Source organism: Streptomyces sp. NPDC008150 (assembly GCF_042956945.1).
Lineage (GTDB): Bacteria > Actinomycetota > Actinomycetes > Streptomycetales > Streptomycetaceae > Streptomyces.
On record NZ_JBIBHJ010000020.1, the window covers coordinates 51,058 to 74,234 of the forward strand.

The window sequence follows — 23,177 nt, forward strand, 5'->3', positions numbered from 1 at the left end:
GAGGGGAGGGGCCGGGTCCCGGTTACGCCCCGAACGCCTTGCTCTTGCCCTTCACCGGCTTGGCGCCGGCCCGCAGATGGGCCGGGACGAGGTCGCGCGCGGGCTCGGAGTAGCCGACCGAGACGATCTTGTCGCCGCGGTAGGTGAACGTCGTCAGCGAGGCGAGCGTGCACTGCCGCTTGCGCGGGTCGTGCCACAGGCGGCGCCGCTCCACGTACGAACGCAGGGTCCAGATCGGCAACTGGTGGCTGACGACGACCGCTTCGTGGCCGCGCGCCCGGTCCTTCGCCGCGTCCAGGGCGGCCATCATGCGCACGACCTGGTCGACGTACGGCTCGCCCCACGACGGCCGGAACGGGTTGACGAGGTGCTTCCAGTTGGCGGGCCGCTGGAGCGCGCCGTCGCCGACGCCGAAGGTCTTGCCCTGGAAGACGTTCTCCGCCTCCAGCAGACGCTCGTCGGAGGCGAGGTCGAGCCCGTGCGACTTGGCGATGGGCGTCGCCGTCTCCTGCGCCCGCTCCAGCGGGGAGGCGACGACGTACGTGATGTCGCGCGGCGCGAGGTGCTCGGCGACCCGCTCGGCCATCTGCCGCCCGAGGTCGGACAGGTGGTAGCCGTCGAGGCGCCCGTAGAGCACGCCCTCGGGGTTGTGGACCTCGCCGTGCCGCATGACGTGGACGACGGTCAGGTCGCTCTCGCCGCTCTTGCCGTTGCCGGGAGTACTCATGCCGCCGTGGCCTCCGCCGCCGCTCGGGCCGCCGCCGGGAGGGCGTCGGCGATCCGCTGGACCACACGCTCGTCGTGAGCGGTGGACACGAACCACGACTCGAAGGAGGACGGCGGCAGGTACACGCCGTTCTCCAGCATCGCGTGGAAGAAGGCCGTGAAGCGGAACGACTCCTGGGCCTTCGCGTCCTCGTAGTTGTGGACCGGGCGGTCCGTGAAGAAGACGGAGAACATGTTGGAGGCGTTCTGCACGGTGTGCACGACGCCCTCCTTGGACAGCGCCTCGGACACCAGCGTCCGGATCCGGAGCGAGGCGGCGTCCACCTTCTCGTACGCGGCGGCGTCGAGCAGCCGCAGCTGCGCGAGGCCGGCGGCGGTCGCGACCGGGTTCCCGGAGAGCGTGCCCGCCTGGTAGACGGGGCCGGCGGGCGCGAGGTGCGCCATCACGTCGGCCCGGCCGCCGAAGGCCGCGGCGGGGAAGCCGCCGCCCATCACCTTGCCGAAGGTCATCAGGTCGGGCACGACACCGTCGACGCCGAACCAGCCGGCGCGGCTGGTGCGGAAGCCGGTCATGACCTCGTCGGATACGTAGAGGGCGCCGTTGCTCGCGCAGAGGTCCTTCAGACCCTGGTTGAAGCCGGGCAGCGGCGGGACGACGCCCATGTTGCCGGGGGACGCCTCGGTGATCACGCAGGCGATCTCGCCGGGGTGCGCGGCGAACGCGGTGCGCACCGCCTCCAGGTCGTTGTACGGCACGACGATGGTGTCGCCGGCCTGCGCCCCGGTCACGCCCGGGGTGTCGGGCAGCGCGAAGGTGGCGACGCCCGAACCGGCGGACGCGAGAAGGGAGTCGACGTGACCGTGGTAGCAGCCGGCGAACTTCAGCACCTTCGAGCGCCGCGTGAAGCCGCGGGCCAGACGGATGGCGGACATGGTGGCCTCGGTGCCGCTGGAGACCAGGCGGACCTGCTCCAGGGGCGCGACGCGGGCGACCATCTCCTCGGCGAGCGCGACCTCGCCCTCGCCGGGCGTGCCGAAAGACGTGCCGCGCGAGACGGCGTCCTGGACGGCGGCGATCACCTCGGGGTGGGAGTGGCCGAGGATCATCGGCCCCCAGGAGCAGACGAGGTCGACGTACTCGCGTCCGTCCGCGTCCGTGAGGTGGGCGCCGGCGCCGGACACCATGAACCGTGGCGTGCCGCCCACGGCCCGGAAGGCGCGCACCGGTGAGTTCACGCCCCCCGGTGTGACGGCGGTCGCACGGTCGAAAAGAGCCTGCGACACGGGTGCTTCGTAGGGATATGGCAGTTCGCTCATGACCTGCGACTTCTCCGACTTCTCGGACTCCGGTTGGCTGGGACCCCCTCAGGGTAGGCCAGCGCCCGCGGACGGCGACGGGTGGAAGACCTCCCTCCGCCGCCCGTCCCCCACCGCCCGGACGCCGTCCCGACCGCGCTCCGCGATCGGTCGGTGACGCGGGCGCCCATCTGCGAAACTGGGCGCGGTACGGACGGACGGCACAAAGAGCCGTTGCGTGAGGGGCGTTGCGGAGGGGCGTCGCACAGGGGGCGACGCGGGCCGACGTACCGGAGGGCCTCGTGGCATCCCGCGGACCGAAAAATCGGCGTACGTTTCGGCGGGCGGCCGTGGGGGAGGTCACTGACACGATGATCGGGTTGCGCGGCGGGGCCACGCGTCCTAGAAAAGCAGTCGGGTGGAGATATGCATCGCGGTGGCGGACTGGGCGAGGGGACTGACGACCTGGGTCCTCGGCGTGCCCGGCGGGGAAAGCACCGACGCGAGGCGGAGGAGGCCGAGGCACGGCAGACACGCGGGCTACCGGGTGAGTCGGAGAGACTCGGGAACCGTATTGACCGACTGGGGACGCGGAGCGGGAATGGTGGTCGGGTGGGGGTGACCTACAAATACTTCGGTGCGCCCGACGGCGCGACGGCGGCCCGCGTCCCGATCTCGATGCGCCCCGAGGAACTCGGCGGCGACGAGCTCGGCATGAACGGCATGTTCACCAAGATCAAGCCGGAGACGATGGCCGCGATGGTCCTCACCGGCATAGAGGGTGTCCCCCTCAACCGCGTCCCGCCGCTCGAACTGGTCGTCCTGCACCCGGACTACGCGGTCGTGAAGCTCCCGATGACGGTGGTCGACCCCCTGCGCGGCATCGGCGAGGAGGCGGTCGGCGCGGCGGCGTTCATCTGGTCGACGGTCCCGGACCGGGGCGGCCCGAGGGACGCGTTCAACGTGTACCAACTCCTGCACGAATGGCAGGATTTCAGCCACCGGCTGCACGAGGCGGGACACCAGGCGTACTGCCTGGTCTGGCCGTAGGCGCGCTGAACACGGGGTACCGGGCGGAGCTTTCGGGCTCCGCCCTCTTGCGTCGCGGGACGGACTTGCACGTCTCGACAGCCGCGTGCGGCGGGAGCACTCTGGAGGCCACGTGTGCGAGGGGCTCCGGGGGGCGGCTCAGAATGGACGCGGTCACCGCATTCGCTTCGGTCTTCATCGCGACACTCGCCGTGGCGGCGACCATCTGGCAGGCGCGCAGAAGCGCGCGGCTCGCGGAGGACGCCCTTGCGCTTCCGGTGGCGGCCGAGACGTTCCGGGAGTTCCGGTCACAGGTTTTCCGTGAGCACGTACAGAGGTTGCTCTCCACGCCGGAATCGGAACTGGGCGGGGCCGGATGCTTCGGCGACCTGAGCCCCCAGGTCCAGGAGAGCGCCTACCACGTCTGTTACTACTTCGAGTACATGGGAGTGCTCACCGCACACGGCCTGGTCCGCCGGGAAGTGGTGATCGGCACCATGTCGACGCAGATCGTGCAGGTCTGGGACAAGATGCGGGACTGCATCCTGGCGGAACGGGAGTTCCGGCGTCAGCACCTGCCGGCGGGAGCCGGTGCGGCATTTCTGCCGCACTACGAGAACCTCGTCCGCCAGATTGCGGCGCTCGGCGGCCGGGCCGCCGGGGAGAGGGTGCGGGAAGGGCTGGACGGCTGGCAGGAGCGCACTTCGCCGCGCGAGGCGGAGGGCGAATCGCCTTGAGGCGGAAAGGCTTTCGGTCCCGCCCTTAAGAGCGGCTTAACGGGTCGTTAAAGGATCTCCGGTCACCCTTGTTACCAGGAGTATGGGAGGGGCGGGGACCCGATTGGTCCGGTCCGGGCGCTTGGGCGCGGAACTCCTCCTCCGTAGCATCGGAAGGGACGGTACCGGTCAACACCCCTTACCCGGGCCCAGTTGCGCGTCCACCCCCACGTCGCGACCGCCCCGGCGCCGTCCTTCCCCTCATCCCCCCACGGCAAAGGTGTGTTCATGGCCGCTCATCGCGCACGCAGATGGCAACTCGGCGGGCTCATGGCCCTGCTGACGACCGCACTCGCCGCGGCCCTGCTGTTCAGCACCACCGGACCGGGGACCGGTCGGGCCGACGCCGCGACCGCCGCCGCGACGACCACCTGGAGCGACGACTTCGACGGAGCGGCCGGCAGCGCGCCCAGCTCGGCCAAGTGGACGCGTGAGACCGGCGGTTCGGGCAACGGCAACAACGAGTTGCAGTACTACACGAACAGCACGGACAACGCGGCCCTCGACGGCAGCGGCGACCTCGTCATCACCGCGCGCAAGAACACGGACGCGGGCCTCCAGTGCTGGTACGGGACGTGCCAGTACACGTCGGCCCGGCTGAACACCGCGCAGACGTTCACGCAGAAGTACGGCCACTTCGAGTCCCGGATCAAGGTGCCGCGCGGGCAGGGCGTCTGGCCCGCCTTCTGGATGCTGGGCGACAACCTCGGCAGCGCGGGCTGGCCCAACAGCGGTGAGATCGACGCGATGGAGAACGTCGGCAGCGAGCCCGGCACCGTGCACGGCACGATCCACGGGCCCGGCTACTCCGGCGCCAACGGCCTCGGCGCCGCGTACACGCTGCCCAACGGGGCTTCCTTCGCGGACGCGTTCCACGTCTTCGCCGTCGACTGGACGCCGGATTCCATCAGTTGGTCGGTCGACGGCCAGGTCTACGAGACCCGCACCCCCGCCGACACGAACGGCAGCACCTGGGTCTTCGACCACCCGTTCTTCATCATCCTGAACTTCGCGGTCGGCGGCGACTGGCCGGGCAGCCCGGACGCGAGCACGTCGTTCCCGCAGACGATGACCGTGGACTACGTGCACGTGACCACCTCGGACTCCCCGTCCGGGTCCGGCACCACCACGGCCGCCGGTGCGATCAAGGGCATCGGCGGCATGTGCGTCGACGTCGCGGGTGCGGCGACCGCCGACGGGACCGCCATCCAGCTCCACGACTGCACCGGCGCGGACGCCCAGAAGTGGACGCTCGGCGCGGACGGCACCCTGCGCGCCCTCGGCAAGTGCCTCGACGTCCAGGCGGCCGGCACCGCCGACGGCACCCCGGTCCAGCTCTACACCTGCAACGGAACCGCCGCCCAGAAGTGGACGTACGCGACGAGCGGCGCCCTGACCAACACGGGCTCGGGCAAGTGCCTGGACGCCACGGGCAATTCGTCGGCCGACGGCACCCGCCTCCAGATCTGGTCGTGCGCGGGCACGGCGAACCAGAAGTGGACGATCGCCTGACCCACCGGCTTCCCGCACGTCCCACGCCGCGCCCCCGACCGCCCCACCGGCCGGGGGCGCGTCGGCGTCGCGAGGGGTACGCGGCGAGACCCGCCTCGTCCGGCCGCCTTCCCTCCCATGAGGCGGCCATTCGAGGCCCAACGGGGGGTAAGTGCTTGGTCAAGCTGTCGTATGGGTTCGTCGCGGCGATTCGTCATGCCCGGACAAACACGGATTCGCCCCGGCGGTCTGCTGATTGTGTACGGGGGAAGGGTCAGTCCACGGCGGAAGGAAACGGCAGTGCGAGAACGGCCGGTCCCCTCACGCCTGCTCGACTTCCTGGAGCCCGGACCGCCCCGCCCCGCGACGGAACCGGGGTCCGGGCAACGCCGCTCGCGCCTGCTGGACTACGCCGAGGCCACCCCTGCCGGGAATGCGGAAATGGAGCAGACCTCGCCCGTCGGCGCGGGGACACCCGCCGACCGCCGACCCCCCGCGCCGGCCTATTCCATGCCCGTCTGCGTGCCCGCCCACCCGCGGTACGTCGACATCGTGGGCGCGGCAGGACAGCCGGACCGGGTCGCCGTCGTCACCGTCGAACTCTTCGGGCACCCCGCCGGGGACACCGTGGTGTTCGCCTTCTCCTCCCCGTCGAAACTCGCTGCCGCACTCGGCCCCGTGCAGCCGTGGATCGCCGCCTCGATCGGTCCGCTGACCGAGAGCGTGGGCGAGCGCGGCATCCGCGTCCTCCTCGACCCGCGGGTCGCTCCGGGTCCGCCGAACTGGCTCCCCGCCGACCTGGCCGCTTACGCGGAGGCGGTGCGCTGATGGCGGCGGATTTCAAGGCGGTGCTGAGCGACCTCACCTCGATGGCCTCGACCTTCCACGACCAGGCCCGTTCCTACCGCGGTCTGCACGCCCATGTCGCTCCCCCTCCGGCCGACGGCGGCGACGCCGGTCTCAACCATGCCCTCAAGGAGGTCGCCGACCTGATCGTCGCCCTGCACACGGGGTTCGCCGACCGGTTGGACGACAAGGGCGACAAGGTCACCGACGCGCGGGACTCCTTCCGGCGCCATGACGTCGATGTGCACGGCCTGTTCGAGGACCTGATGGCGGACGACGACTGACCATGGACGGAGACTGATGGCGGACAGCTGGGTCGGTGGCGACATCGCCGCCCTGCGCACGATGGCCGTGACGTACTCGGGCGCCAAGGCACTCCTGGACGACGTCGTTCACCCGCTCACGACCGCCGTCGAAGGACTCGTCGACGACGCGGGGTGGAAGGGCGAGGCCGCGGAGACGTTTCGCGCGACGTGGAGCGAGGACGCTCTCGCGGCGGGGGCCTTCGCCCAACTCGTGCACGATGCGGGAGACATCATCGAGACCCTCGCCGACGCCCTGTCGTCGTGCGAGACCGCTCTGCAGAACGCCGAGCACGTCGCCACCCGGAAGGGCGTTCCCACGGACGGGAAGGGCCTCCCCCTCGCGTTCGCCACCGCCGACCCGCCCAGCGCCGACGATCAGAAGACGATCGCCGCGTTGAACGAGTACGGGACGGTGCGCAAGGAAGTCCTCCAGACCGCCCAGCACGCACGGCTCGTCGCGGCGGACCAGTTGCGCGGCCTGTACGGTCAGGTCACCGCGCCGACGTCAAAGGGCGACAAGGTCACCCTCATCGACGCGTTGCGCGGCCTGTACGCCTATGACGCGGAGGACGCCCGCGCCGGAGGCATCGAGGCGCGCGCCCGCATCGACGACGCGAAGGCCGAGGAACGGGCGGCGAAGAAGCAATTGCGGGCGGAACGCAAAGCGTTCCAGAAGGCGGGCCGCGCTCTGCCGAAGGACCTTCCCGCCAAGGGCGCGTACCGCGACGCCGTCGCCGATGTCGCGTCGCTGGAGGACGACATCGCCCGCGCCGATCACGGAAGCACGGCTCTCCCCTACGACCGGGCGCTGAACGTCAAGCTGGCGGACGCCGCGGACGCTCTCAGGCTCGGCGAGGGCGTGGAAAAGCTGCCGGACTTCCTCAAGGAGGTACCTGTGCTGGACGTCGCGGCAGCCGCGGCGTGCGGCTTCCTGGAGGCTTCCGACGACCACGACAAGGGCTGGTCCTGGCAGCACTCGCTCGTCGTGGACGGTGGCGCGGCACTCGGTGGTCTCGCGGTCGGCACCGCTGCCGTGGCTGCCCTGCCCGTCGAGGGGGCGGCGGCCGTGGCCGCGGCCGGGGTCGGCACGGTGATCGTGGCGACGGGTGTCCTCGACCACGCGTTCCACGAGCACTGGCGGGAGGACATCCACAAGGACGGTGTCGTCGGCGGTGTGCTCGACGGCGGCGGTCACGTCGTCTCGGAGACGGGGGACGACATCACACGTCTGGGAAAGGATGTCTGGCATGGCGTCTCAAGCATCTTCTGAGATGCCCTCCGCGGGCCGGCCGGGTTCGAGCGGCTCGCGTGGTGTGCCGGTCCTGCCTCGCCTGGGTACGACCTGGTACGACCGCGGCCCGCGCTACTGGCTGCGGCGAGTGTGGTCGGGCGTGGTTCTGGTTCTCGTCGTCGCCGCGTTCTGTTTCTTCGCCGTCGAGCTCTACCGAGGGTTCACCGAGCAGTGGCCGTCGGCCCTGCGTACCGCGTGGAACACGGTGCAAGTCGTGGGCGGATGCGGCGCGTTGGTGTGGGGGTGGGTGAAGCAGCGGCGAGAGCACCGGCGGGAGATGCTCGATCCGCCCGCCCCCGCGCGGGCGCGGCTCGTGCGGCGTCGGCAGGCTCGGCGGAACGTGGCGTTGGTGTTCGCCCTGCGTGGGGTCGTGCTGCTGGCCGCGCCGGTGATGCCGGCGGTCGCCGCGTACGTCGTCGGCTGGTCGGCCGCCTGGCTCACCGTTCGCGAGTACCCGGCCGAGGCCGGGGCCCGGCGGGCCGTGGCGGAATGACGCGGCCCGCGGGCCGGCGGTGTCACTCGCAGGCGGTGCCGTCGCCGTCGCGGTCCAGGCTGGAGGAGTAACCGGGCTCGCCCGCGTGGATGGGGGCGGCACCGGCCGCGCGGACCGCTGTGCAGTTCGCGTAGTAGGTGCTGCCGCCGCCGCTGTCGTCGTCCGAACCGCCGCCGCCCGTCGAGCCGTCGGCCGCGGCGGCCGCCGTCACCGTGACCTTCACCTTGACCGTCCTGGTCTTCGTCACGGTCGGCGCGGGCTCGGGGTCGGCGGTCTCGGTGGCCGTCGCCGTCGCCGTGGTCGTCGCGGTGACGGTCGCTGCGGGGCGGGCCGCCTGGGAGGCCGGTTTCGCGTCCTTCGCCGGGTCGGTGTCGCCGGAGCCCGCCGCGATGCCCAGGAAGAAGGCCAGCCCGAGCGCGGGCAGCACGAACCTCTTGCGTGCCCAGCGGGGAGCGGAGCGGACAGTGGGCGCGTTGTAAGGGTTGGTCATGGTGTTCCCCCTGTGGTGCCTGTGCCGTGGTGCCGTGGTGAGGGCGCCGACGCTAGTCCGGGGCCGGGACGTGTGCGGCGCTGTGGGCAGGGGGTGACCGGTTTGTGACGCGGCGGGGACGTGGCCGCGTCAGCGACGGCACTCCGGGTGGATGCGGGCCGCCAGCCCGTGCCCGGACGGGCTGAGCTGGTCGTACGGCAACGAGTCGTCCAGGTCGTGGATCGGCTGGTCGCAGGCAACGCACATGCGTACGCCCGTGAGCGTCTCGTAGTAGTCGCACAGCGCGCACAACGCCCGTGCCAGGCGCCGCGCGTGGCCCGCGTCGTCACCGTGCGGGTCCGGCGGGACGGCGCGCAGCTTGCGGCGGGCCTCTCCCACGCAGGCCAGCGCGCAGTAGCGGGGGATGTCGTCCTTCGGCGCCCGCTCGGCGCGCCACTCGACCTCGGGGATCATGAGCGCGACGTGCGCGCGCAACGTCTCGGTGAGCGTGGTCAGTTCGGCCCCGGAGGGGGCCTGCGCGTCCGGTGCGAGCAGCAGCGCGACGCTCTGCCTCATGGACGCGATGTCCAGGGGGGCGGCGTCTCCGCGCGAGGCCGTGGTCACCGGGCGGCGCCCGTCCGCCGCCGCGCTGGACGGCCGTACGACGTCAGGCGTACCGATTCGCCGAACCGGTCCTGCGGGTCCGGCGGGTAGGGCAAACTCGCCACACCCGATGCCGCCCCCCGCGTGCGGGGGAGGCGCGGACGCGGGGCGTCGGCCGGCCCGGATGGTCGTGCCCCCGGCGGGAATTCGCCGGGCGGGGCGGTCGCGTTGGCCATCTCGCTGCTCCTCCGAAGCGCTGGATCACACCCCGGGGCCGATCTCGCCGTCACCGGGACCGGCCACGTCGGCCGCACGCGCGCCCGGCCGCCGAGGCCCCCGGGCCCGCGTCACGGCACACGGGCTATGCCCGACATTGGACGGGTGGACCGGTCCAGTCAAGCGATTCGCGGTTTTTCTACCCCATCGGGTAGTTGTCGACCTGTTCGAAGGCGTGGGACGCCGTGACGCCCTCCTCGCACACCAGTGGCCGGTGCTGCTCGTCGAACGCGACGTGCAGCACGACCGCCACCGCGACCGGTCCGTCCGACTCCAGCAGCCGCGCCTCCTCGCTCGCCGCCAGCCGTACGGTCGTGATGTCGGTCCCCTCCACCGGGGACCGGCCGGTCTCGCTTCGGACGTAGTGCGCGATCCCCTCGGCGATCGGCCCCCGCAGGGACAGCCGGGGCGCCGCGTCCACGACCTCCGCCGGGAACCAGGCGGTGACCAGGGTGCGCGGCGAACCGTCCTCGCGCAGCATCAGCCGCATCCGCCGCAACGCCCGTTCGGCCGGGCCCAGTCCGAGCGCCTGCCCGACGTGCGGGGGCGGGACCGCGCGGTCCGGGACCCCGAGCCGCCGGAACGGCGCACCGCCCGCCGTGCGATGCGGCCACCCCCGGTATCCGCCCGAACCACCGCCGGACGAGCGCCCGTTCGGCGTCTCCGCGACGGTGAAGCCGGCTCCCTGCCGGGCGACCACGAGCCCGTCGGCGCGCAGCACGTCGTACGCCTTGACGACGGTGGCCCGGGAGACGCTCCACTGCTCCGCGAGATCACGGCCGGAGGGCAGCAGGTCGGCGGGCCCGAACTCCCCGTTGGAGATCCGCGTCCGCAGATCCTGTGCGATCTGCTCGTACTTCAGCAGGGGCATGGGGCGCGCTTCCGATCGCTGGACTGGTCCACCGGTGAACCACCAGAATGCCCGCTGCCCCGTCCCGGGGGCCAGCACCGAACGGGGGGCGCGCGACGGCGCGGGCGCTCCGCCCCTGCCGCGCCGTCCGCATCCGCACGTCCCCACCCGCACGTCCCCACCCGCACCCGTGCCGGGCCGCTCCGGCGCGCGCGGCACAATTGTCATGGACGCAGAATCAGGGGCCGTTTACGATCTTGCGGCACGCGGTCTTCGCGGGCGGTTCCCGTTCTCGCCCGTGGGGGGCTTCTTCTCGTGTCCGCAACCGGTGACCCACGTCCGCACTCCGTGCCACCAGCCCCAACTCCCGTATTCTCCGGTGTGGTCGGCGTCCCTCGTGGCCTCGGCGTCGCCGTCACGGTCCTGCTGGGGGTCGTCGCCCTCAGCGACCTGTTCGCCGTCGTCGCCGGGGCGAGGAGTTACTCCCTGATCAGCGGCGACAGCGGTTTCGTCTTCGCGGCGCAGCACGACCTCGAAGCCGCGGACAACCTCTACCGGGCGGCCGGTCTCTTCCAGGCCGTCGCCTACATCGCCTGCGCGGCGGTCTTCATCACCTGGTTCCTTCGGATGCGCCGGTGCACCGGCCTCCTGGCGCCGGACCGGTTCCGCAGGGCGCCCGGCTGGGCCGTCGCCTGCTGGTTCGTCCCCATCGGCAACTTCTGGCTGCCGTACGGCGTCGCCCTCGACATGTGGCGTGCCGCCTCCGTCACCCGGCGGACCGGCGCGGACCCCCGGGGGACGCCGTCGTGGCCGCTGACCCTGTGGTGGATCCTGTTCGCCGGCACCACGCTGTTCGAGCGGTTCGCCTCGTCCGCCTACCGGAGCGCGGTGACCCTGACCCGCCTCCGGCAGGCACTCGTCGAGTACATGGTCGTCGACGCGGCGAACATCGTCGCGGCGGGCGCGGCCGTGTACTTCGTCGTGCGGCTGACGGATCTGGCGCGCCGCAAGGCGGAGCACGCGTCCGCCCCGTGGGGGCCGGCCGTCAACTCGCCTAACAGGCAGGTCTTCTGACGTCTACCGGCGCGTCCCGCACCCCGGGCAGAAGGCCGCCCCGTCCGGCAGGACCGCCGAGCACGCGGCGCAGTTGTTCTGCTGGGCGAGGTGGTGGCCGCACCCCGCGCAGTACGCGCCGCCGTGCGTCTCCGTCCGGCACTGCGGGCACACGAGTTGGCGCGGCGTCGACACGTCGAAGCCCTGCCCGGCGTCCTGGCCCATCGCGTACGCCCGCTCGGAGGCCATGTCGTTCAGGCCCCGCTGCCGCGACGCCATGGCCTCGGCCGCCGTGTCGGGCGCGCAGTTCAGGCACAGCCCCTGGCCGGCGTTCCAGCAACGACCGCACACGTACGACGTGCAGCGCGCGCACCGGTTGAAGTGCCCCTGCGCGTTGCCGATCGCCCGCCGGAACGCCGCGTCCCGCGCGGACCCCCAGCCCGCGTTGGCCAGCCCGTCCGCCGCGCTGCCCACCCCGTAGCCGGTGTTGCCCACCAGACCGAACGCCGTCGAGGCGGCCTTGTTGAGCCAGCCGGCCGCCCGGCCGCTGGAGTACCCCTCGAACGGCGAGCGCCAGGTGTCGTAGCAGCGTGCGCACGAGAACTCGAACTGGAACCCCGCACCCGTACCGTGCTGGTCGCACAGGTCGCGGTAGTTGTGGCTGAAGTAGATCTCCGCGTCCATGCGCTCCCCCGAGTACAGGGCCGTGGACCGGCTCTCCCGATCTGCGGCGAGAACGGGGAGCACGGCCGGTTCTGTGTGGTTCTGGGCAGCAGTCAGAGTGCCACAGCACGGGCCGAACCGGACAGGGTCCGCGGACCGACTTGACCCTTTCCAGGGGAAGTCGGCGGCTCCACGGCCACTTCCGCCCATACCGTCTTGCCGACCGGCGACCTGGGCTCCGCTCCCCACCGCCGCGCCAGCGCCTCCACGAGCAGCAGCCCCCGGCCGCCCTCCTCTTCTCCCGAAGGGCCAACTCGGCGCGGAAGTCGGGCCCTTGAGTCCGCGACCTCGATCCGGACCAACCCCGCCTCCCCGTCCAGCGCCACGCGCAGCCGGAAGTCCCTGCCGGGCACGGTGCCGTGCCGCACCGCGTTCGCGGTCAGCTCGGCCACCAGCAGCCGCACGGTCTCCGACACCTCGGACCCCGGGCCGTACCCCCACCGGGCCAGGCGGTCCTCCGCCAACCTGCGGGCGAGCCGCGCGCCTCTCGGTGACGACGTGAACTGCATGGCGAACTCCAACCGCGCGCCCGGCGCCTCCTGTTCGCCGCTCCCACCCGTCCGTGACCTCGCGTCCATCCGTCGCTCCCTTCCTGCGCGCCCGACCCCGCGCCGTACACGGGTCGTGACGTTCCGTACTCAAGAGTCGACGCGCGGCCCTACGCTCAACAGGGGTCACGGCCTTACCGATCGGGCCGTAAGGAAGGGAGTGGTCCCTTGGTCAAGGACATCGACCCCGAGGCGTCCATGGCGGCACTCTTCGGCTCCCGTGTCCGCCGGCTGCGCCTCGCCGCGGGCCTCACCCAGGCCGAACTGGGCGAACGCGTCCACGTCGTCGCCTCCCGCATCACCCAGGTCGAGCGGGCCTCCGGCGCCAGGCCGACCCTGGAACTCGCCCGCGCGCTGGACCGGGCACTGGGCGCCGACGGACTGCTCGTCGACCTCTGGCCGTACGTCCACCGGGAGGCGTTCCCGGACTGGTCACGGGCGTTCATCGCCCACTCGGAACGCGCCGCGAGCATCAGGCAGTACGCGGCCCAACTGGTGCCGGGCCTTTTACAGACGCCCGCCTACGCACGGGCGGTTCTGAGCGTCGGCTTCTCGCTCAGGGACGACGCCCACCTCGAAGAGCGCGTCAGCACCCGGCTGGCTCGACAAGAACGCCTCCGGCTGCCCGACCCACCCGACCTCTGGGTCGTGCTCGACGAAGCCGTACTGCGCCGCCCTGTCGGCGGGTGGGCCACGACGCGCGCGCAACTCGCCCACCTGCTGCGCGCAGCAGCCGAGGCCCGCGTCACCTTGCAGGTGCTGCCGTTCGACCAGGGGGAGCACGACATGATCGGCGGTTCGCTGACCGTCCTCGATCTGCCCGGGTCGGAGCAGATCGCCTACTCCGAAGGCGCCCACTACGGCCAACTCATCGAAGAACCGGCCGAGGTCAAGCGTTTCGCACTGGCCTACGATCGGCTTCGGGCAGCGGCCCTGCCCCCACGCATGTCTCTCGACATGATCCGATCGGCGATGGAGGGCATCAACTGTGGCGCACACGTCCCGTCCCAAAGCGAGCGACGTCACCTGGCGCAAGAGCAGTTACAGCAATCAGGAGGGTGGCGACTGCGTCGAGGTCGGCCGCGGGGTGCTCGGCGTGGTCCCCGTGCGTGACAGCAAGGCCCCGGCGCGTGCCGTCGTCACGTTCGGCGCGCGGCCCTGGAGTTCCTTCGTCCGCGAGCTGAAGTCGCGGCAACTCCCCTAGTCGCCACGCGGGCCCGGTGGGCGGGCTTCGTCGCAGGGCGAACCGGCGCCGCACCGCCGGGCCCTCGGCCCCCATGGTCCGGTCGGACACGAGGCGATGGGAGGCTCGTTGACGCTCCTGACGCTGCCGGACGGTTCGGAGGTCGCCTACACCGAAGGCGCCGACTACGGCCGTCTCGTCGAGGATCCGGTCAATGTCGGGCGCTACTCGGTGACTTACGATCGCCTGCGGGCGACAGCCCTACCCCCGCTCATGTCCCTCGACATGATCCGGACAGCGATGGAGGGCGCTTACCGTGACACAAATGTCCCGACGCGAAGTGAGCGACGTCGTCTGGCACAGCAGCAGCTACAGCAACCAGGCAGGGGGCGACTGCGTCGAGGTCGGCCGCGGGGTGCTCGGCGTGGTCCCCGTGCGTGACAGCAAGGCCCCGGCGCGTGCCGTCGTCATGTTCGGCGCGCGGCCCTGGAGTTCCTTCGTCCGCGAGCTGAAGTCGCGCCAACTCCCCTAGCCGCCACGCCCGGTGCCACGAGCCCGCCCTCCGGGACCCTGTTGACGCGGTCCCGGTGGGCGGGCTTCGTCGTTGTCGAACCGGCGTCACCGGGTCCTCGACGCCGAGGGGTCGGTCGGGCACGGCCCACCCACCAAAGGACTCCGGGGAAAGAACCAACCCCCCTTCCCCGCCCGTCCGTTCAGGGCGCGAGGAGTCGCTCGGCCCTTTTCACTCCCAGGAGTGACTTGGTTGCGGAGCGTGCTCGGCGGCGGTTACTTTCGCCGCAGAGCCCACGTCCGTCCGCCCCGCGGCATCGGCGTCCGGCTCCCCCAGAACCGCACATGCGACGGCCCCCGGCCGGGACTGGCATCCCGATCGAGGGCCTGACCGCTCAGGAAGAAAGCCCTTCCCAATGGCTACCAAGGATTTTAACGCGCCCTCCCGCCCCGACCTCCGGGGTGCTCCCGCCACCGGCGTGCTCCATGTCCGCACGCGCCTCACCGGCGAGTTCACCATTCTCGCCAACGCCCTCGCCCAACGACGCGGCAGTGCCGTGACCGTCGGGGTGGCCGCCTACATCCTGTCCCTGCCCGACGGCGCCCCCGTCAGCATCGCCGCGCTCTGCGCGCACTTCAGCGAGGGGGAGATCCTGATCTCCCGCGCGCTGCGGGAGTTGGAGTCCGCCGGGTACCTGGAACGGCGGCGGGAGCGCACGGCGGGCGGGCGGGTCCGTACACGGACCTTCTTCTACGACGTACCCGGCGGCGGACCGGACGGACCCGGTGGGCCTCGGCGGCCCAAGTCCCCGGCCGCCGAGCGGCCCGCGGCGCCCCGGCCTGCGGACGACACCCCCGCACCCGCGCCGGAGGCCGTCCCCGCGGGCGCGGTCTCCGCCGCGCTCCCGACGGGATCAACACCCCCGCCCCCGCTGGGCATCGAGGACGCCGACCCCCACGCCGTCGTACTCCTGGCCTCACTGCGCATCCTCGACGGACGTCTCGTACTCACGCGCGGCGACGTCGCCGAACTCGCGCCTCGGGTGGCGGAGTTGCTGGCCTCCGGGGTCACCGTCGGAGAGCTCACCAGACACCTCACCACCGGGCTCCCCGGACGTCTCCGCACCCGCCCCGTCCGGCTGATCGCCTACCGGCTGCGCGACGCGCCGATTCCGGCTCCGCCGGTCGCGCCGGAGCCCGTCCGACTGCCCTGGCAGAGCTGCGACACGTGCGAACGGCCGTTCCGCGGGGCCGCGCCCGCCACCTGCCGGGACTGCCGCGAGGATGCCGCGGCGCAGTCGCGGTCGGCCGCGGAGGCCGCTGTCGCCTGACCGGGGACCGGCCGTGTAACGCTTTCCCCGGCCGCGGACTAGTACCGGGTGCAAGGGCATCGCAGCCACTGTCCGTTCTGAGGAGCCGTCCGTTGCCATCGGAGCATCCCCCAGCGCCCCCGGCGCGCGACCCGGCCGGGTTCGCCGCCTTCTACGAGCAGCAGTTCGACGCCGTGCTCGGGTTCGTGACCAGGCGTGTCGAAAGCCCGCACCTGGCCGCGGACCTCACCGCGGACATCTTCCTGGCCGCCCTGGAAGGGGCGCACACGTACGACGCGCGGCGCGGCACGCCCGTCGCCTGGCTCTACGGCATAGCCCGCAACGTCATCTCCACCCACTTCCGGGGCAGCGTCCGCGAGCGGCAGGCCGTGGCGCGGATCGGTGGCCGGCGCCTCCTGGACGAGCAGGACGTGGAGGCCATCGAGGCACGCATCGACGCCGACCGTGCCGCCCGGCGGATGGCCGCCGCCCACGCCGGGCTCTCCGAGCCACTGCGCGGTGTGCTCGACCTCGTCGCGCTGGACGGCCTCACGGTCCGCGAGGCGGCGCAGGCGCTGGGCATCAACGCCACCACCGCGCGCGTCCGGCTGCACCGCGCGCGGAAGGCGCTGCACGCCGTTCAGGACCACGTCTTTTCCAGCAAGGACCTTCTGGAGGCCGCCCGATGAACGCTCCCCTGCACTTCAAGCGGCAGCTCGCCGACGAGCTCGACGCGCGGGCCCGAGCGGCCACCGCGTTCTCCACTCCCGGAACGCGCAGCCCCGCTCCGGCACGCGTGCACCCCCTGCGCCGCCGGGTGGTGTTCACCGTGGGTGTCGCCGCGGCGGCCGCCGCCGTGGTGGCGGCCCTGCCGCTGCTCTCGGGGCAGGACGGTGCCGGCGGGCAGGCCGCGGCCCCGCACACCGCCGCGTCCGGCACCGGCGGGGGCACCGGCAAGGGCACCGGCGGGGGCCTGAACATCGCCGACGCCGACTACGCGGTGAAGTCCCGCCCCGACGGCCTGGTGGCGGTCCAGTTGTTCGACCCCAAGGGTGCCGCCGGTCTGGAGAAGGCCCTCGCCGGTGCCGGGATCCGCGCCGCGGTGAGGGTTCCGTCCGCCTCCTGCCGGGCCGTGGTCCACACCGACACCGGCGCACGCGGAGACCTCGACAAGGTGCTGCCCCCGTCCAAGCCGTACCGGGAGAACGGGGTGATCTACCACCTGATCGACCCCACCGCCATCCCCGCCGGTGACCACCTGCTGTTCGTCGCCTCCTTCCGGCCCGACCAAGTGAGCACCATGGGATACAAGTTGGTCACCGAGGTGCCCGACTGCGTCCCGGCCGCGTAGGCACCGCGCACGTGGTGACGCGCGGTGGGCACGGGTGCCTTCCCGTGCCCACCGCGACCGGCCGCCGCACGCCTCCGCCTACGACACGTCCAGCGGGCAGTTCGACCAGGCAGCCGCCAGGGCCTTCGGGATCTGCGGGACGGCCGCGCAGCCCCGGGCGTCGCGGGGGAAGCCGTCGCTCGCGACGAGCCGCCACGTGCCGCCCTGCGCGAGGGTGAAGTACTTCATCGCCGCGCCCTCGTCCTGGAGTTGGACCTGCTCTCCCGTCGTCGCGCCGGACGTCGGCTGGAAACGGGACGCGGCGTAGGCGGTCGTGCCGCACGTCCCGTAGTAGAAGGTGCCCGGTGCCGGGGCCACGTGTGTCAGACCGGCGTTCGCGCGGAAGGCGTCGGTCACCGCGCTCTTGGTCGCGGCCGCGACGGCACGGGAGCGGCAGGCGGCGTCGGGCGTACCGGAGGCGGTCGTGCCTCCCGGGGCGGCCGTGCCGGTGCGGCCGGGCGTCGAGGACGCGCTCGCCGAACTCCGCGCGGGCGCAGTGGTGTTGCCCGAGGCGGAGGCCGCGGGCGGCGACGGGCTGTCCGCCGGCGAGGTGGTGGGCGACGCCTGGGACGCCGTGACCGACGGTGACGTGGGCGCCGCCGGGAGGACGTCCCGGTCGCCGGACGGCCCCGCCAGGGCGTGTGCGCCGGTGACGACGACCGCCGTCGCCGCGGCTGCCGCGAGGGTCGCGGTGACCCGGCGGCGGGTACGGCGGCTGTTGCCCCTGGCCCGGACGGCCGCCGCCGGGAGGGGTGCGACACGCGCGCCGAACTCGTCGGAGCCCGCGCGCAGCGTGGCACCGAACTCGCCCTGCGCGTCAGTGGAGTTGCCCTCAGACATGACCGTGGTCCTCCTTCCCGGCAGCGCCGAGACGTGTGCGGTGACGCGGGGCGACCCGGGGGGAGGCGGGGGCGCCGGCGGTACGGACACCGGCGGGCCCGGGGTCCGGCGGTGCCTCGCTGAGGTATCCCGCCATGGCCTGCCGCCCGCGGGACAGGCGGGCCTTGACCGTGCCGGACGCGGCGCCCGTCTCGCGGGCGATCTCGTCGACGCTGAGGCCGACCAGGTGGTGCAGCACGACCGCCCGCCGCTGCTCCGCGGGTATGCGGCGCAGTGCCGCGACGATCGCGACGTAGTCGGGGCGGAGTTCGGGCTGCGGGTCGGGCACGCCGTGACGGCGGTGCGCGGCAAGCCGGTTGACGGTCTTCCTCCAGGTACTGACCCGGATCCTGAATGCCACGGTCCGTACCCACGCCTCGGGATCGGCGTACCCGGACACCTTGTCCCAGCGCTGCCAGGCCCGTGCGTACGCCTCGTGGACCAGGTCCTCGGCCTCGGCGCGGTCGCCGGTCATCGCGTAGAGCTGGCTGGTCAGCCGCCGGACGCCGGCGGTGTAGAAGCGGTCGAAGTCGTCGGGGTCACGCATATGCCCTCTCCGCGTCGGGGGCGCGGGCACCTCCCGCCCCCTTCAGCAACTGGTCACGCCCGACCCCGGGGGCCGGTTGCGTGCCAACACGCTTCCTTGGCAAGGGGTTTGCGCGTTGCCCGGACGTCGGAGCGGGCGTGTCCGATGTCAGTGGCCGGGGCTAGCTTTCCCGGCGAAGGGGCCGACGGGACGTGGTGCGGCCCCACCGGACCCACCCCCGCCCCAGGAGGACCCATGCCCATGCCCGCGCCCGACCTCACCCGGTTCCTCACGCCCGGCGGACCGTACCCGTTCCCCCTCGACGGCGTCGAGGCCCGGGTGAGGCTGCTGCCCGCCGTCCCGCTGTCGCTGCCGAGCGGACGGGTCGTCGCGCTGGAGCCGTTCATGGCCGGGGGCGAGGACGAGGAGGAGATGGCGTTCGGGGAGCAGGTGAAGCCGGGCGTCTACCCGGTGGAGCTGTCCGAGATCGACCTGATCGACGGGACGGGCCGCGTCATCGACACGCGCACGGCCACCGCCCGTCTGGTGATACGCGAAGAGCCGGTCGTCCGCTGGGAGTTGGCGGTCACGGCCGGCCAAGACCCGAAGGAGCTGGACGACGACAGCTACTTCGGCTACCCGGTCGACGGGGGCACCGGCTGCTTCCTCGACGCGACGACGTACCGCGCGCTGCACACGGAGGAGGACTTCGCCGAACGTGTCCTCGACGCCATGTACGCCGACGCGGCCACCACCCCCGGCGGCGGCGACCGCACCCCCGACCCGCTGACCCTGGCCGTCGGGAACGACCCGACGGCCGTGGTCGCCTTCTCGACGGGCTGGGGCGACGGCGTCTACGCGACCTGGATCGGCCGCACGGCGAACGACGAAGTGGCCTGCTTCCTCACGGACTTCGTCGATCTCGACGAGGACGACGCCGACGACGACGGTGCCGCCGACGCCGACGGCGGGCGCGACGACTAGCGCGGCGGGGGGCGACGCCCGGGTCGGCGCCCTCCCCCGTCCGCGCCGCACGCTCAGGGCACCAGCACCAGCTTGCCCGTCAAGTGCCCCTCCTCGCCGAGGCGGTGGGCCCGGGGCGCCTCCGCCAGGGGGAGGATCTCCTGGACGTGGGCGCGCAGGACGCCCTGCCGGACCATGGCGGCCACCGCCTCCATGCCCGCGTGGTCCGACTCCACCAGCATCGTCGCGTGCCGGACGTCCCGGCGGGCCGCCTCGGCCAGTTCCTCCTGCGGGGTGCCGCCGATCAGGGTGACCAGGGTGCCGCCGGGGCGCAGGGCGTCCAGCGTGCGGGTGCGGGTGTCGCCGCCCATGGGGACCAGCGCCGTGTCCGCGTCCTTCACCACGTCCCGGAAGTCCGTCGTGCGGTAGTCGATCACCTCGTCGGCGCCCAGCGAGCGGACGAAGGCGTGCTTCCCCGCGCTCGCCGTACCGATGACGTGCGCGCCCAGGTGCTTGGCGATGCGCACCGCGAGGTGGCCGACGCCGCCCGCGGCGGAGTGGATCAGGACACGCTGACCGGGCCGTACGTCCGCCGTGTCCACCAGTGCCTGGTACGCGGTCAGCGCGGCCAACGGCAGCGCGCCGCCCTGGACATGGTCGATCGACTCCGGCTTCCGGGCGAACGACCGCGCCGGCCCCTTCGCGAACTCGGCGTAGGCGCCCACCCCGTGGGGATACGGCAGCATGCCGAACACCTCGTCGCCCGGCGCGAACAGCGTCACGCCGTAGCCCACTTCCTCCACCACCCCGGAGACGTCCCAGCCGAGGACCAGCGGCAGCCGGTCCACGAACAGCGGCTGGGCGCGGTGCTTCCAGTCGGTCGGGTTCACGCCGGCGGCCCGTACGGCGACCAGGATCTCGCCCGGTCCCGGCTTCGGCCGCGGCAGTTCGGTCTCCCGCAGTACCTCGGGGCCGCCGTAGGTTTCCTGACTGATCGCACGCATGTCGCCTCCTGGGGCGTGGAGTTGGTGGTTTTCCGGAGCCTCGCCGTCAGGCGGCCCTGCTGCGCTCCGCCCTCGCGTACTGGAGCGGGAAGGGTGCCCGCTCGCTCAGCGTGCGGGCCGCCGCGCGCGGCCAGTACGGGTTGAGCAGCAGCTCGCGGCCCAGCGCCACGGCGTCGGCCTCGCCGTCCGCGAGGATGCGTTCGGCCTGCTCCGGGTCGGTGATCAGGCCGACCGCCGCCGTCGGCAGGCCGGCCTCGCGGCGCACCCGGGCGGCGAACGGGACCTGGTAGCCCGGCTCGACGGGGATGGCGGCGCGGGGCACGTTGCCGCCGGTCGAGACGTGCACGAGGTCCACGCCGTGCTCCTTGAGCAGTGCGGCCAGTCGGACCGTCGCGTCGGCGGTCCAGCCGTCGGGCTCGATCCAGTCCGTGGCGGAGACGCGGTAGAAGACGGCCGTCTCCTCGGGGACCGCCTCGCGCACGGCGTCGGCGATCTCCAGGGCGAGCCGCGCGCGGTTCTCGAACGAGCCGCCGTACGCGTCCGTGCGCCGGTTGGAGTCGGGCGACAGGAACTCGTGGACGAGGTAGCCGTGCGCGGCGTGCACCTCGATCACCTCGTAACCGGCGTCCACCGCGCGGCGAGCGGCCCGCGCGAAGTCGGCCACCAGGCGGGCGATCTCGTCCGCCGACAGTTCCTGCGGCACGAGGTGGCCGTCGTCGAAGGGCACCCCGCTGGGCGCGACCGGCTGCCAGCCGCCCTGCTCGGGGGTGAGCGGACGGCCGCCGAGGAACTCCTTGTCGGTGCTGGCCTTGCGGCCGGCGTGGGCGATCTGGATGCCGGGGACCACGCCCTGCTCCCGCATGAACGAGGTGAGCCTGCGGTGTCCCTCGGCCTGCTTGTCGTTCCAGATGCCGAGGTCCCACGGGGTGATGCGGCCGTCGGGACGGACCGCGGTCGCCTCCACCAGGATCAGGCCGGGGCCGCCGACGGCACGGGCACCGTAGTGCTGCATGTGCCAGTCGACGGGCGCCCCCGTCTCGGGGCCTTCGGAGGGGGCGCTGTACTGGCACATGGGGGCCATCCACGCCCGGTTGGGCATGGTCACGCCGCGCAGCGTGAGGGGCGTGAACAGACGGCTGGGCATGGGGTGTTGCTCCTTGATCGGTGGTTCTCCGCGTCGCGTCGTACGGGGCGGCCGGGCAGGGGGGTCAGGAATCGCGCCCGCGGCGGGCCGCCGACACCAGGCCGTCGAGCCACGCCTGGTGCCCGTTGAGCATGGGGTTCGGCGTCCGGGCCGCGAGCTCCGCCGCGGGCTTCCCGAACTGGCTCTCCTGGGTGAGGATCCGCACCCGGCCGCCCGGCAGGTCCTCGACCAGCCAGGCGTGCAGCACGTTCAGCCGCTCGTCGGGCGTGCCGTCCTGCTTCGCCGTCCACGACAGCCGGCCCGGGGTGCCGTCCCCCGGCGCACGCAGTTCGACCACGTGCGCGTCCAGGGGCGGGAAGCCGAACGTGCCGAAGCTGAAGTCGAGTTCGGCCTTCAGCTCGGGTCCGCCGCCCTGCGGGAAGGCGATGTCGGCGACGTTGTCGTAGTACGACTCCCACACCGAGGTGTCGACGAGCAGGGGCCACACGTCGGCCGCCGCCAGGTCCTTGACGATCACCTCGTTGGACACGAAGTTGTCGCCCGTTCCGGGCAGGTAGGCGTCGGGCCAGGTGATGGCGTTCTGTGTGGTCACGGTTGCTCCGGTTCCAAGTCGGTGAAGCGGGTGGGGAGTTGCGCCGCCGGGCCCGCGGTCAGGCCAGGCGGGCGAGGAGTTCCTCGGCGAGCGCGGCCGAGGACGCCGGGTTCTGGCCGGTGACGACGTTGCGGTCGGTCTGGATGTGGGGCGCCCAGGCGGCGCCGGTCTCGACCTTCAGGCCGGCCTCGGTCAGCCGGTCCTGGAGCAGCCACTTGGCCTTGTCGGCGTGGCCCGCCTGGCGCTCCTCGTCGTTGGTGAACGCGGTGACGGTGTAGCCCGCGAAGGCGTTCGTGCCGTCCTCGGCGACCGCCGCGAGGAGCGCGGCCGGGCCGTGGCACACCACGCCGAGCGGCACGCCGCCCTTCAGCGCGCCCGTCAGCAGGCGGCCGGAGTCGGCGTCCACCGCCAGGTCCTCCATCGGGCCGTGGCCGCCGGGGACGTAGACGGCGTCGTAGTCGGCGAGGTCCACGTCGGTCAGCGCGACGGGGGCGGCGAACTCGGGTGCGCTCTCGACGACCTCCTTGAGGTGGGCGGCCTGCTCGGCGCCGCCGTTCGCCTCGGCCGCGAGGCTCCCCCTGTCGACGGGCGGGACCACGCCGCCGGGCGTCGCCACGGTGACCCGGTGGCCCGCCGCGCGGAACGCCTCCAGCGGGACCACGGCCTCCTCGGCCCAGAAACCGGTGGGGTGCTTCGTGCCGTCGGCCAGCGTCCAGGTGTCGGCGCCGGTCATCACGAACAGGATCTTCGACATGTGCTCTCCTAGGGCGGCCCGCGGCGGGGCGGGACGTACGGGGTCTCGGGACACGCTGTGGCACTGAGTACCCCCAGCACGCCGCATGCCCCGGCTGCCACCGACACTAGACAGGCGGGACATCGGAAATCCAATAGGCGAACCGAT

General features: G+C 72.7%; 26 protein-coding genes and 3 pseudogenes. 16 read left to right on the plus strand and 13 right to left on the minus strand.

The window, feature by feature from the left end:
• Nucleotides 1–22: 22 nt before the first annotated feature.
• Together ACFZA0_RS34270 and hemL are read right to left on the minus strand one after the other, a co-directional pair.
• Nucleotides 23–727: a histidine phosphatase family protein gene (locus ACFZA0_RS34270; protein ID WP_391024266.1), complete on the minus strand. Its 705-nt coding sequence runs from the start codon at nucleotides 725–727 to the stop codon at nucleotides 23–25.
• Nucleotides 724–2,043, minus strand: coding sequence for a glutamate-1-semialdehyde 2,1-aminomutase (gene hemL, locus ACFZA0_RS34275; protein ID WP_391024268.1), 1,320 nt, complete (start codon nucleotides 2,041–2,043; stop codon nucleotides 724–726). Before hemL ends, ACFZA0_RS34270 begins: the two co-directional genes overlap by 4 nt.
• A gap of 591 nt (nucleotides 2,044–2,634) precedes the next feature.
• Between hemL and ACFZA0_RS34280 the strand changes: the two genes are divergently transcribed.
• The 7 genes from ACFZA0_RS34280 (at nucleotide 2,635) to ACFZA0_RS34310 (ending at nucleotide 8,253) form a co-directional block, all read left to right on the plus strand.
• Complete coding sequence (locus ACFZA0_RS34280; RefSeq protein WP_391024269.1) at nucleotides 2,635–3,072, plus strand: hypothetical protein; 438 nt, start codon at nucleotides 2,635–2,637, stop codon at nucleotides 3,070–3,072.
• A gap of 143 nt (nucleotides 3,073–3,215) precedes the next feature.
• The gene (locus tag ACFZA0_RS34285; protein WP_391024270.1) at nucleotides 3,216–3,788 is read left to right on the plus strand and encodes a hypothetical protein; all 573 of its coding nucleotides are present in this window, start codon (nucleotides 3,216–3,218) and stop codon (nucleotides 3,786–3,788) included.
• Between the two features lie 267 nt (nucleotides 3,789–4,055).
• Entirely contained in the window at nucleotides 4,056–5,339 is a 1,284-nt protein-coding gene (locus ACFZA0_RS34290; protein WP_391024272.1) for a ricin-type beta-trefoil lectin domain protein, read from the plus strand.
• 279 nt (nucleotides 5,340–5,618) lie between these two features.
• Nucleotides 5,619–6,146, plus strand: a complete 528-nt coding sequence (locus tag ACFZA0_RS34295; RefSeq protein WP_391024274.1) for an SAV_915 family protein — start codon at nucleotides 5,619–5,621, stop codon at nucleotides 6,144–6,146.
• Nucleotides 6,146–6,448 carry a DUF6317 family protein gene (locus ACFZA0_RS34300; protein ID WP_391024275.1) on the plus strand — a complete coding sequence of 101 codons (303 nt, stop codon included), beginning with the start codon at nucleotides 6,146–6,148 and terminating at the stop codon, nucleotides 6,446–6,448. Before ACFZA0_RS34295 ends, ACFZA0_RS34300 begins: the two co-directional genes overlap by 1 nt.
• A 16-nt stretch (nucleotides 6,449–6,464) precedes the next feature.
• Nucleotides 6,465–7,739 carry a WXG100 family type VII secretion target gene (locus ACFZA0_RS34305; protein ID WP_391024277.1) on the plus strand — a complete coding sequence of 425 codons (1,275 nt, stop codon included), beginning with the start codon at nucleotides 6,465–6,467 and terminating at the stop codon, nucleotides 7,737–7,739.
• A complete protein-coding gene (locus ACFZA0_RS34310; RefSeq protein ID WP_391024278.1) occupies nucleotides 7,717–8,253 on the plus strand; it encodes a hypothetical protein in 537 nt (178 codons plus the stop codon). Before ACFZA0_RS34305 ends, ACFZA0_RS34310 begins: the two co-directional genes overlap by 23 nt.
• Before the next feature lie 22 nt (nucleotides 8,254–8,275).
• Here ACFZA0_RS34310 and ACFZA0_RS34315 read toward each other — a convergent pair whose 3' ends face one another.
• The 3 genes from ACFZA0_RS34315 to ACFZA0_RS34325 form a co-directional block, all read right to left on the minus strand.
• Entirely contained in the window at nucleotides 8,276–8,743 is a 468-nt protein-coding gene (locus tag ACFZA0_RS34315; protein WP_391024279.1) for an excalibur calcium-binding domain-containing protein, read from the minus strand.
• A gap of 129 nt (nucleotides 8,744–8,872) precedes the next feature.
• Nucleotides 8,873–9,298, minus strand: coding sequence for a DUF6415 family natural product biosynthesis protein (locus tag ACFZA0_RS34320; protein ID WP_391024281.1), 426 nt, complete (start codon nucleotides 9,296–9,298; stop codon nucleotides 8,873–8,875).
• A 442-nt stretch (nucleotides 9,299–9,740) separates the two neighbouring features.
• Entirely contained in the window at nucleotides 9,741–10,472 is a 732-nt protein-coding gene (locus ACFZA0_RS34325) for a GntR family transcriptional regulator (protein ID WP_391024283.1), read from the minus strand.
• A gap of 360 nt (nucleotides 10,473–10,832) precedes the next feature.
• Between ACFZA0_RS34325 and ACFZA0_RS34330 the strand changes: the two genes are divergently transcribed.
• Nucleotides 10,833–11,525, plus strand: a complete 693-nt coding sequence (locus ACFZA0_RS34330) for a DUF4328 domain-containing protein (protein WP_391024284.1) — start codon at nucleotides 10,833–10,835, stop codon at nucleotides 11,523–11,525.
• A gap of 3 nt (nucleotides 11,526–11,528) precedes the next feature.
• On the opposite strand, the gene ACFZA0_RS34335 is transcribed toward ACFZA0_RS34330, so the two are convergent.
• Together ACFZA0_RS34335 and ACFZA0_RS34340 are read right to left on the minus strand one after the other, a co-directional pair.
• Nucleotides 11,529–12,251 carry a zinc ribbon domain-containing protein gene (locus ACFZA0_RS34335; RefSeq protein WP_391024286.1) on the minus strand — a complete coding sequence of 241 codons (723 nt, stop codon included), beginning with the start codon at nucleotides 12,249–12,251 and terminating at the stop codon, nucleotides 11,529–11,531.
• 29 nt (nucleotides 12,252–12,280) lie between these two features.
• Nucleotides 12,281–12,805 (minus strand): ATP-binding protein, encoded by a 525-nt coding sequence (locus ACFZA0_RS34340; RefSeq protein ID WP_391024288.1) that lies wholly within the window; start codon nucleotides 12,803–12,805, stop codon nucleotides 12,281–12,283.
• Nucleotides 12,806–12,973: 168 nt separating this feature from the next.
• Between ACFZA0_RS34340 and ACFZA0_RS34345 the strand changes: the two genes are divergently transcribed.
• The 7 genes and pseudogenes from ACFZA0_RS34345 to ACFZA0_RS34375 all read left to right on the plus strand — a co-directional run bounded on the left by ACFZA0_RS34345 (nucleotide 12,974) and on the right by ACFZA0_RS34375 (nucleotide 17,129).
• Entirely contained in the window at nucleotides 12,974–13,888 is a 915-nt protein-coding gene (locus tag ACFZA0_RS34345) for a Scr1 family TA system antitoxin-like transcriptional regulator (protein ID WP_391024385.1), read from the plus strand.
• A pseudogene (locus ACFZA0_RS34350) lies at nucleotides 13,860–13,979 on the plus strand (DUF397 domain-containing protein); the annotation flags it as partial. The gene ACFZA0_RS34345 and the pseudogene ACFZA0_RS34350, both read left to right, overlap by 29 nt.
• Nucleotides 13,980–14,066: 87 nt before the next feature.
• A pseudogene (locus tag ACFZA0_RS34355) lies at nucleotides 14,067–14,399 on the plus strand (Scr1 family TA system antitoxin-like transcriptional regulator); the annotation flags it as partial.
• A pseudogene (locus tag ACFZA0_RS34360) lies at nucleotides 14,371–14,490 on the plus strand (DUF397 domain-containing protein); the annotation flags it as partial. The pseudogenes ACFZA0_RS34355 and ACFZA0_RS34360, both read left to right, overlap by 29 nt.
• 394 nt (nucleotides 14,491–14,884) lie before the next feature.
• The gene (locus tag ACFZA0_RS34365) at nucleotides 14,885–15,799 is read left to right on the plus strand and encodes a hypothetical protein (RefSeq protein ID WP_391024290.1); all 915 of its coding nucleotides are present in this window, start codon (nucleotides 14,885–14,887) and stop codon (nucleotides 15,797–15,799) included.
• Nucleotides 15,800–15,891: 92 nt separating this feature from the next.
• Nucleotides 15,892–16,467 (plus strand): sigma-70 family RNA polymerase sigma factor, encoded by a 576-nt coding sequence (locus ACFZA0_RS34370; protein WP_391024291.1) that lies wholly within the window; start codon nucleotides 15,892–15,894, stop codon nucleotides 16,465–16,467.
• On the plus strand, nucleotides 16,464–17,129 hold the full coding sequence (locus ACFZA0_RS34375) for a hypothetical protein (RefSeq protein ID WP_391024292.1): 666 nt from the start codon (nucleotides 16,464–16,466) through the stop codon (nucleotides 17,127–17,129). Before ACFZA0_RS34370 ends, ACFZA0_RS34375 begins: the two co-directional genes overlap by 4 nt.
• 78 nt (nucleotides 17,130–17,207) lie before the next feature.
• On the opposite strand, the gene ACFZA0_RS34380 is transcribed toward ACFZA0_RS34375, so the two are convergent.
• Both ACFZA0_RS34380 and ACFZA0_RS34385 read right to left on the minus strand, forming a co-directional pair.
• Nucleotides 17,208–18,008 (minus strand): hypothetical protein, encoded by an 801-nt coding sequence (locus ACFZA0_RS34380; protein ID WP_391024293.1) that lies wholly within the window; start codon nucleotides 18,006–18,008, stop codon nucleotides 17,208–17,210.
• Nucleotides 18,001–18,594: a SigE family RNA polymerase sigma factor gene (locus ACFZA0_RS34385; RefSeq protein ID WP_391024295.1), complete on the minus strand. Its 594-nt coding sequence runs from the start codon at nucleotides 18,592–18,594 to the stop codon at nucleotides 18,001–18,003. The genes ACFZA0_RS34380 and ACFZA0_RS34385 overlap by 8 nt, the downstream gene beginning before the upstream one ends.
• A 234-nt stretch (nucleotides 18,595–18,828) precedes the next feature.
• On the opposite strand from ACFZA0_RS34385, the gene ACFZA0_RS34390 reads away from it, so the two are divergent.
• Complete coding sequence (locus ACFZA0_RS34390) at nucleotides 18,829–19,557, plus strand: DUF4241 domain-containing protein (RefSeq protein ID WP_391024297.1); 729 nt, start codon at nucleotides 18,829–18,831, stop codon at nucleotides 19,555–19,557.
• Nucleotides 19,558–19,610: 53 nt separating this feature from the next.
• On the opposite strand, the gene ACFZA0_RS34395 is transcribed toward ACFZA0_RS34390, so the two are convergent.
• The 4 genes from ACFZA0_RS34395 to ACFZA0_RS34410 all read right to left on the minus strand — a co-directional run bounded on the left by ACFZA0_RS34395 (nucleotide 19,611) and on the right by ACFZA0_RS34410 (nucleotide 23,030).
• On the minus strand, nucleotides 19,611–20,540 hold the full coding sequence (locus ACFZA0_RS34395) for a zinc-binding dehydrogenase (protein ID WP_391024298.1): 930 nt from the start codon (nucleotides 20,538–20,540) through the stop codon (nucleotides 19,611–19,613).
• A gap of 46 nt (nucleotides 20,541–20,586) precedes the next feature.
• A complete protein-coding gene (locus tag ACFZA0_RS34400) occupies nucleotides 20,587–21,684 on the minus strand; it encodes an NADH:flavin oxidoreductase/NADH oxidase (RefSeq protein ID WP_391024299.1) in 1,098 nt (365 codons plus the stop codon).
• 64 nt (nucleotides 21,685–21,748) lie between these two features.
• On the minus strand, nucleotides 21,749–22,276 hold the full coding sequence (locus tag ACFZA0_RS34405; protein WP_391024301.1) for an SRPBCC domain-containing protein: 528 nt from the start codon (nucleotides 22,274–22,276) through the stop codon (nucleotides 21,749–21,751).
• Between the two features lie 58 nt (nucleotides 22,277–22,334).
• On the minus strand, nucleotides 22,335–23,030 hold the full coding sequence (locus tag ACFZA0_RS34410; RefSeq protein ID WP_391024303.1) for a DJ-1/PfpI family protein: 696 nt from the start codon (nucleotides 23,028–23,030) through the stop codon (nucleotides 22,335–22,337).
• Nucleotides 23,031–23,177: the final 147 nt, after the last annotated feature.

Coding starts and splice junctions, on each gene's coding strand:
- ACFZA0_RS34270 (WP_391024266.1), bottom strand. CDS start 727: ATGAGTACTCCCGGCAACGGCAAGAGCGGCGAGAGCGACCTGACCGTC.
- hemL (WP_391024268.1), bottom strand. CDS start 2,043: ATGAGCGAACTGCCATATCCCTACGAAGCACCCGTGTCGCAGGCTCTT.
- ACFZA0_RS34285 (WP_391024270.1), top strand. CDS start 3,216: ATGGACGCGGTCACCGCATTCGCTTCGGTCTTCATCGCGACACTCGCC.
- ACFZA0_RS34290 (WP_391024272.1), top strand. CDS start 4,056: ATGGCCGCTCATCGCGCACGCAGATGGCAACTCGGCGGGCTCATGGCC.
- ACFZA0_RS34300 (WP_391024275.1), top strand. CDS start 6,146: ATGGCGGCGGATTTCAAGGCGGTGCTGAGCGACCTCACCTCGATGGCC.
- ACFZA0_RS34305 (WP_391024277.1), top strand. CDS start 6,465: ATGGCGGACAGCTGGGTCGGTGGCGACATCGCCGCCCTGCGCACGATG.
- ACFZA0_RS34310 (WP_391024278.1), top strand. CDS start 7,717: ATGGCGTCTCAAGCATCTTCTGAGATGCCCTCCGCGGGCCGGCCGGGT.
- ACFZA0_RS34315 (WP_391024279.1), bottom strand. CDS start 8,743: ATGACCAACCCTTACAACGCGCCCACTGTCCGCTCCGCTCCCCGCTGG.
- ACFZA0_RS34320 (WP_391024281.1), bottom strand. CDS start 9,298: ATGAGGCAGAGCGTCGCGCTGCTGCTCGCACCGGACGCGCAGGCCCCC.
- ACFZA0_RS34325 (WP_391024283.1), bottom strand. CDS start 10,472: ATGCCCCTGCTGAAGTACGAGCAGATCGCACAGGATCTGCGGACGCGG.
- ACFZA0_RS34340 (WP_391024288.1), bottom strand. CDS start 12,805: ATGGACGCGAGGTCACGGACGGGTGGGAGCGGCGAACAGGAGGCGCCG.
- ACFZA0_RS34345 (WP_391024385.1), top strand. CDS start 12,974: ATGGCGGCACTCTTCGGCTCCCGTGTCCGCCGGCTGCGCCTCGCCGCG.
- ACFZA0_RS34365 (WP_391024290.1), top strand. CDS start 14,885: ATGGCTACCAAGGATTTTAACGCGCCCTCCCGCCCCGACCTCCGGGGT.
- ACFZA0_RS34375 (WP_391024292.1), top strand. CDS start 16,464: ATGAACGCTCCCCTGCACTTCAAGCGGCAGCTCGCCGACGAGCTCGAC.
- ACFZA0_RS34380 (WP_391024293.1), bottom strand. CDS start 18,008: ATGTCTGAGGGCAACTCCACTGACGCGCAGGGCGAGTTCGGTGCCACG.
- ACFZA0_RS34385 (WP_391024295.1), bottom strand. CDS start 18,594: ATGCGTGACCCCGACGACTTCGACCGCTTCTACACCGCCGGCGTCCGG.
- ACFZA0_RS34390 (WP_391024297.1), top strand. CDS start 18,829: ATGCCCATGCCCGCGCCCGACCTCACCCGGTTCCTCACGCCCGGCGGA.
- ACFZA0_RS34395 (WP_391024298.1), bottom strand. CDS start 20,540: ATGCGTGCGATCAGTCAGGAAACCTACGGCGGCCCCGAGGTACTGCGG.
- ACFZA0_RS34400 (WP_391024299.1), bottom strand. CDS start 21,684: ATGCCCAGCCGTCTGTTCACGCCCCTCACGCTGCGCGGCGTGACCATG.
- ACFZA0_RS34410 (WP_391024303.1), bottom strand. CDS start 23,030: ATGTCGAAGATCCTGTTCGTGATGACCGGCGCCGACACCTGGACGCTG.